The sequence below is a fragment of the Leptospira sanjuanensis genome (genome assembly GCF_022267325.1).
GTDB lineage: Bacteria > Spirochaetota > Leptospiria > Leptospirales > Leptospiraceae > Leptospira > Leptospira sanjuanensis.
Genome location: NZ_JAIZBG010000002.1, coordinates 106,183 through 112,500 on the forward strand (window position 1 = coordinate 106,183; position 6,318 = coordinate 112,500).

7 protein-coding genes (1 of these 7 only partly in view) are annotated in these 6,318 nt (G+C 47.0%); 3 read left to right on the top strand and 4 right to left on the bottom strand.

Annotated features, from left to right (window positions below; all coding sequences use genetic code 11):
- The first annotated feature begins 3 nt into the window (after positions 1-3).
- Positions 4-1,257: an ABC transporter permease gene (locus LFX25_RS18480; protein ID WP_238731741.1), complete on the top strand. Its 1,254-nt coding sequence runs from the start codon at positions 4-6 to the stop codon at positions 1,255-1,257.
- Positions 1,254-1,991, top strand: coding sequence for an ABC transporter ATP-binding protein (locus LFX25_RS18485; RefSeq protein WP_406600543.1), 738 nt, complete (start codon positions 1,254-1,256; stop codon positions 1,989-1,991). Before LFX25_RS18480 ends, LFX25_RS18485 begins: the two co-directional genes overlap by 4 nt.
- A gap of 40 nt (positions 1,992-2,031) precedes the next feature.
- Here LFX25_RS18485 and LFX25_RS18490 read toward each other — a convergent pair whose 3' ends face one another.
- The 4 genes from LFX25_RS18490 to alr form a co-directional block, all read right to left on the bottom strand.
- Positions 2,032-2,829, bottom strand: a complete 798-nt coding sequence (locus tag LFX25_RS18490; RefSeq protein ID WP_238731742.1) for a hypothetical protein — start codon at positions 2,827-2,829, stop codon at positions 2,032-2,034.
- On the bottom strand, positions 2,826-3,737 hold the full coding sequence (locus LFX25_RS18495) for a hypothetical protein (protein WP_238731743.1): 912 nt from the start codon (positions 3,735-3,737) through the stop codon (positions 2,826-2,828). The genes LFX25_RS18490 and LFX25_RS18495 overlap by 4 nt, the downstream gene beginning before the upstream one ends.
- A 4-nt stretch (positions 3,738-3,741) precedes the next feature.
- Positions 3,742-4,893, bottom strand: a complete 1,152-nt coding sequence (locus tag LFX25_RS18500) for a 1-acyl-sn-glycerol-3-phosphate acyltransferase (RefSeq protein WP_238731744.1) — start codon at positions 4,891-4,893, stop codon at positions 3,742-3,744.
- A 62-nt stretch (positions 4,894-4,955) separates the two neighbouring features.
- Positions 4,956-6,095 carry an alanine racemase gene (gene alr, locus LFX25_RS18505; RefSeq protein ID WP_238731745.1) on the bottom strand — a complete coding sequence of 380 codons (1,140 nt, stop codon included), beginning with the start codon at positions 6,093-6,095 and terminating at the stop codon, positions 4,956-4,958.
- A gap of 129 nt (positions 6,096-6,224) precedes the next feature.
- Here alr and LFX25_RS18510 point away from each other — a divergent pair, with 129 nt between their 5' ends.
- Positions 6,225-6,318 carry the start of a DUF2505 family protein gene (locus LFX25_RS18510; protein ID WP_100764351.1) on the top strand. Its footprint extends 395 nt past the window's final position, so the window shows 94 of its 489 coding nt (coding positions 1-94); it begins with the start codon at positions 6,225-6,227; the stop codon falls past the right edge of the window.

Consider the following 6,318-nt stretch of genomic DNA (forward strand, 5'->3'; position numbering starts at 1 on the left):
CATATGTTTTTTCTCGCGATTCGGCAGTTATTAAAGAGACCTCAGCAGACTTTTCTGACTTTTTTGGGGATTCTCTTGGGAACCGCCGGGTATGTCGTTTTTTCCGGGATGATGTTGGGCTTTCAGGAATATATCACGGATCAACTCGTGAACAACGACGCGCAAATCCGCATCTCGCCCAGGGACGAAGTTTTAAAGAAGGAAAGTTTCGAAGGCATTTTTTATCCCGATTCCACGGTACGATGGATCAATCCTCCTTCGGGAAAAACGGACTCTACTCAGCTAACAAACGTTAAAGGCTGGTTTTTGAAATTGGATCAGGACGAACGCGTGGAAGCGTATGCCCCGCAGCTCAATAGACAACTGATCTTCAAATTCGGAAAACAGACTTTGCCCGGAAAATTGCAAGGGATCGATCCCGCTCGTCAAACCAGAGTGACGACCATCGGTAAATATGTGGAGAAAGGAAATCTCCGGGATTTGGATCGGGGAGGCGATATGATTTTTGCCGGATCCGGATTGTTGGAGAAACTCGGCGCCGAAACCGGCGATACTCTTCAAGTGGTTACCACGAACGGCAAATTATCGAACGTCAAAGTCGGCGGAGTCTTTCGAGTCGGGAATCGAATGATCGATGATACGACCGTCTATGCCTCTCTGCGGACGGTTCAGAGGATTACGCAGTCTAACGGAGTCATTTCGGAAATAGCCGTTCGATTGATCGACGTTTCGAAAGCGGCCGAAGTCGCAACGGAGTGGTCTTTTTTTACCAAGGACAAGGTTCAAAGCTGGGATCAGACGTACGAAAGCGTTTTGTCCGTGTTCAAAACGCAGAATATCGTAAGGAATACTACGACGTTTACGATCATACTCGTTGTCGCTTTCGGAATATACAATGTTTTGAATATGGTTGTGAATCATAAAAAAAGGGAAATCGCGATTCTTCGATCCGTGGGTTTTGACGAAGGGGACACGATCCGACTCTTTATCATACAAGGGCTTTTGTTGGGTCTGCTCGGAGCGGCTTGCGGTCTGATTGTGGGAGCGATCGCGTGTTACGCTTTGGACGGTTATCCGATCGGCGGTAAAACGACCAAGGGACAAATGATGGTCAACGTGATGAAGATTTCTTGGGATTATACGATCTACGTTAAGGCCTTCAGCTTATCCGTAATCACGAGCGGAATCGCGGCTTATATTCCCGCTAAGTCCGCTTCGAAACTTTCTCCCGTCGAAATCATACGGGGTAGCGCATGAGTCCGGGGCGAAATCACACGATGGAAAAGGAAGAAACCGCAGCGATCGCGTGCACTTCCTTATCCAAACGATTCGGAGAGCCGCCCACATACGCGGTGCAGGACGCGGAGTTTCGTCTGCAACGCGGAGAGTTTGTCGCTTTAACGGGAAGATCCGGTTCCGGAAAATCCACCTTGTTGTATATGTTGAGCGGATTGGATCAGCCGAGTTCCGGAAAGGTGTTTCTGAACGGAATGGATCTATTTTCGATGCCGAGCAAGGACGCACATATATTTCGAAATCTGAATATAGGATTCGTATTCCAATTTCATTATCTTTTACCCGAGTTGACCGCAATCGAAAACATATTGATGCCGACGCGTAAAACCGAAAAGAATATCCTTAAACGGGACGAAGCAAGGCGACTCCTATCCGAGTTCGGTTTGGAACACTGTAAGGACAAATTTCCTTCCCAAATGTCCGGGGGCGAGCAGCAAAGAACGGCAATCGCGCGGGCTTTGATCATGAATCCGATTTTTCTGTTTGCGGACGAACCGACGGGAAATTTGGACACGGCGAACGGCGACAAAGCGATGGAAATCCTGAAACGGATCAATCAGGAGAACAGAACCACCGTCGTTTTTGTGACGCACGACCCCGATTACGCCGCCTTGGCTGGACGTAGAATTAACATGGTGGATGGAAGAATCCATTCCGATTCCCTGCAAAAGATGAGTAAGGCGGTTGTCCGTTAAAAACGTTTTGTCCGCGTCTTCCACTTTAGAAGTTTCTAATTTACGAATGTTTTCGTTTCTTTTTGACGGGAGCCTTCTTTTTCGGCTTCGCCTTTTTCTTGGAGGATTTTTTAGAAGCGGCTTTCCTGGATTTGGCGGAAGCGTTTGCCGCGCCCGGAAGTTTCATTCCGGAAATCGTATACGCGAGTTCGATCAGCTCTTCCAAACCTAAAACGCCCATGATGTGAAGGTTCTTTTCAAATCCGAGCGTTCTCAAAAACACCAAAAGATTCTGAACGCCGAAGGCTTCGATGAGTCTCGGAATATCTCCGATACCCCTTTGACGGATCCAGATGCCGGATTGTTGCGGAGTCAATTCGGCGACCACGGGGATCAGTTTGGTGGGCGGAACCTTTAAGGAAAGTTCGATGAAGTTTTGAACTCCGACTTCGTTTAACAAAGCGATCGATTTGTGGGGACCGATGTTTTTTAAAAGTTCCGCGGAGGATTCTTTACCGGTTTTTAAGGACATTTCCGCGATGTCGGCCGCGGGAATCGAAGTGGATAATAAAACAAGATCGTCCATCGGAATACTATTTGCGAAATACGTAATGTCCGCCGGACGAACCGTGGATAAAAGTTGCACTAGGGTTTCTTCCGGAATTCGGTTTAAAAATTCGATGATGGTTTTTTCGTCGAGGTTCTGGCTGATGTACAAAAGGGTTTTGTGATCCACCTTCTCCGAAAGGGAATACAGTTTTTCATAACCGAGTGACCGAAACAGTTGAAAGGATTTGCCGGTGCCGAGTTTGTCCAGGTATTCGAGGGCCTTTCCGATCTGATTGATCACTTTTTTCATCCAAGCACATCCTCCAGCAGATCCGTTACGAGCCCAGTCAGCGGTTTTTGTTTGTGAATGGCAAGAAGGTTTTCCGCGGTCGTTTTAGAAACGGAATTTTTAAAGCGAACGTATTCCTCTTCGGAATAGCCCAGGAATTCCTTCAAGGTTTCCCCTCTGTATTCGTTTAATATCGCGTCCCTGAAATTCTCGTAAAACTTTTCTATACTTTGTTCCAGAAGTGGATCTTTGGAAACCGCTTCTCTCAGTTTTTCCAAATGTTTTCGGAGATCTGCGGATTCGAGATGGCCGATGTCCGCAAAGCCGGTTTGAAAAAGGATCTTCAACGTGTTGCGGATCAGAATTTTGCCCGCCTCGCTTTCCGAGGAAGAATGCAGAACCTCCGCCATCTTTTCCGTAAAACCGGGAAGTAAAACCGAAAGAAATCCGGAGATCTGTTTCTCGAAACCCGCGGCTTGAAACACTCCCGCGAGAGGGTTCAGCTTTTTATTAAATTCTACTAATATCTTTTCGAGACCTTGCGAAAACATCTCCTGAATCGGAGATTGATTGAGAATCTTCATCAAAAATAGTTTGGAAGGGGCCGCGACCGTTCCCGCCGCGAGTTCCAAGATCGCTTCCTGCGTATCGGCGCTCATCGCTTCGGAAACCGAGTTGAACGGAAGAAGAGTCCGTACATCCAAACCTTGTAAAATGATTCTCGCTTTTTCTTCCGGAACTCTGAGTCCCGCTACCGGTTCCAAGGAGACGGAAATTTTTTCCGGCAACAATTCTTTCAAAGTGGAATCGAAAACGAAGTCGAAAATTCTTCCGATGCTTTTCTGAACTCGTTCCGGATTTTCGATCCAGGCTTTTGCCGCGGATCTAAATTCTTTTTTAGGGGAGAAGAGGCGTTTCCAAAATCCCATCGAATCAAATTCCCGAATCGCTTAAAGAAAGAAGAATTTTATCCAGCTCCGGTTTGTGAAAGGTGAGCTGGTTTGCGTGATACAAGAACGGGTTTTTCTTTCTCAAATTTCTCGTGTCTCCTTCCTTATGAAGAAGTTTTTCCGTAGCAAGAACGTGTCCGTTTCCGTCGAGTTTGAGAAGTTTATGTTCAAAGCCTCTCTGCAGAATATGTTGAAACGCATCCTCGAGGTGAGAACCGAACAACTTACCGGAGACGTGAATCTCCTTCCCCTTTTTTTTGACTTCGGAAGCGAAACTTTGCAGACGTTTCAACAAAACGTCCTTGCCGACCGCGGCTTCGGAACTCAAACGCATTAGAATCATGGAAAGCAGATTGCCGGTCGTCGCGACGTAATTTTTTCCGAGTCTTTCTTTGACGATGTTGGCGACCTCGTCGCTGTTCGCGCTTTCGGAAACGTCGAAATTCTCCCCGTATGCGATGTGAAGCTGGGTCTTTTTCGCGGAGATGTAATCGTACGTCAGAGTGAAGGAGATGAAGTGAACGTCCTTGATCTTCGTGCGGATAAAGTAGACTCCCTTTTTGATCTGATTCAAATAGCCGTCGTGGTTGAACGTTCCTTCGGGGAACATGAAGAGATTTCTGCCCGAGTTCACCCGCTCCACAAGAGTGTTCCATTCCTGATCGACCATGTTTCTGAGTTCTCCGCTTTTGAGAAGTTCTCTCGCATTGTCGCGGAACGGGCGTTTGATGGGAAAGGCTCCGATGTATCTTAAAAATGTCGGAATCAAGTTGGTTCTATCGATAAAACCGAAGATGAATTTCAGTGTTCCTTTCGGACGGAACTCCTTTACTAAAAAATGTTTTTTTAATATATCTTCCCGTGCGGGGATCGCGAACTTGATCTTGGGTTGAATCACTCTATGGATCGCGGCGAGGGCTGGGACGTCGCCTTCCTCCACGTGGTTGCCGATGATGACGGTGGGATATTGCGCTCTTAAAATCCGATCGTGGTTGTTTTCCGAAAAGTATTCGTCGATCGAATCGAATAGAATTCCTCTGGTTCTATAAACCAGGCTGATCAGCCAATCGTAGGTTTTTGTGGAATAAACGATTTCAGTTGCGTTCGAATTTTTGGGAGTGGAGGTCTCTTGCATGCGGCCCCTTTTTATTTTTGGAAATCTTTTGGATACAAGTTACGCTAAGAAAGGAAGAGTTTCTAGTCTACAACAATCCTTGGAATGGATTCGCTGATTCTCGTCGTAATCTCGTAATTGATCGTATGCGTTCTGTCCGCAACGTCGTCGGCGGTAACGGATTCTTCTCCGTCTTGTCCAATGATCGTAACGACGCTTCCCACGTCCGCTCCGGGAATATGAGTAACGTCGAGCATCGTCATGTTCATGCAGATCCTTCCGATGATTCTCGCGCGTTTGCCCTGAACGAGCATTTCACCGTTGCTCGAAAGTTTTCGGTCGAGTCCTTCGTAATAACCGACCGGAACTACCGCGACCTTGGTCGGATACGACGTTTGAAACGTGGAACCGTAGCCGATATAACTGTCGGCCGGATGATTTTGGATATGGGCGATTCTCGTCTTCCAAGAAAGAACGGGACTGAGTTGAAAGTTCTTGTTTCCGGTGAGATTCAAGGACAAACGGGTCTGCATACTCGGCCAAAGTCCGTAAAGGGAGATTCCGATCCGAACCATTTCGTAATGAGCGTGCGGGAAAAGCATCGTCGAAGCGGAAGCGCATGTATGTCGGATTAAATTCTTGTAACCGAAGGACTCGGCGAGCGCGACCGCTTCCTCGAACTTCCGAATCTGCATTAGAGAATATTTATGTTCTAAAACGTCTTCCGTGCTCGCAAAGTGGGTGCAGATCCCGTCGAGAACGATTCCGGCTTCTTTCAGTTCGGCTAACGTATTCCGCAACGTTTGTCCGTGACTTCCGAGTCTTCCCATCCCCGTATCGATCTTAAGGTGGAGCTTCGGGGAGGGATTCAAAGAAGAAAGAATCTTGGCCGTTGCAGGTCTTGAGAACACGATCCAGAAGTTCGGATCGGCTAACGCATCCTTTTGTTTTTCCGGGTTTTGAATTTCTCCCATAATCAGGATCGGAATTTGGGAATCGATTTCCCGAATCAGAATCGCTTCCTCGATCGAGTTGACGCCGATACGCGAAACACCGGCCTCGATGCAAAGCCTCGCCATCGTTTCGATGCTGTGACCGTACGCGTTGGATTTTAAGATCGCGGTAAGAATGGAATGAGGACGGAGAATGGAACGAAAACTCTCCAGATTGTTGTGAAGAGAACGTTTTGAGATTTCAACCCAGGAAGAGGCAATTTCTTTCATCGAATTCCAACCAAAGACCTTCCTACCAGAATTAAAGTCTTGCAAAATCTTCCTATAGTTTTTTATTAACTGGATTGGAAAACCGAGCATTCCTTAAGAGAATGCGCGAGAACTCATCAAGAGGCCCGGATGAAATACAAGGTAGTTCAGCAATTTCCCGTCCCATTGAAGGACCTTCTAAAAGCGAGAGAAGACCGTTACAAGTATTTGGATAAATTCCCCG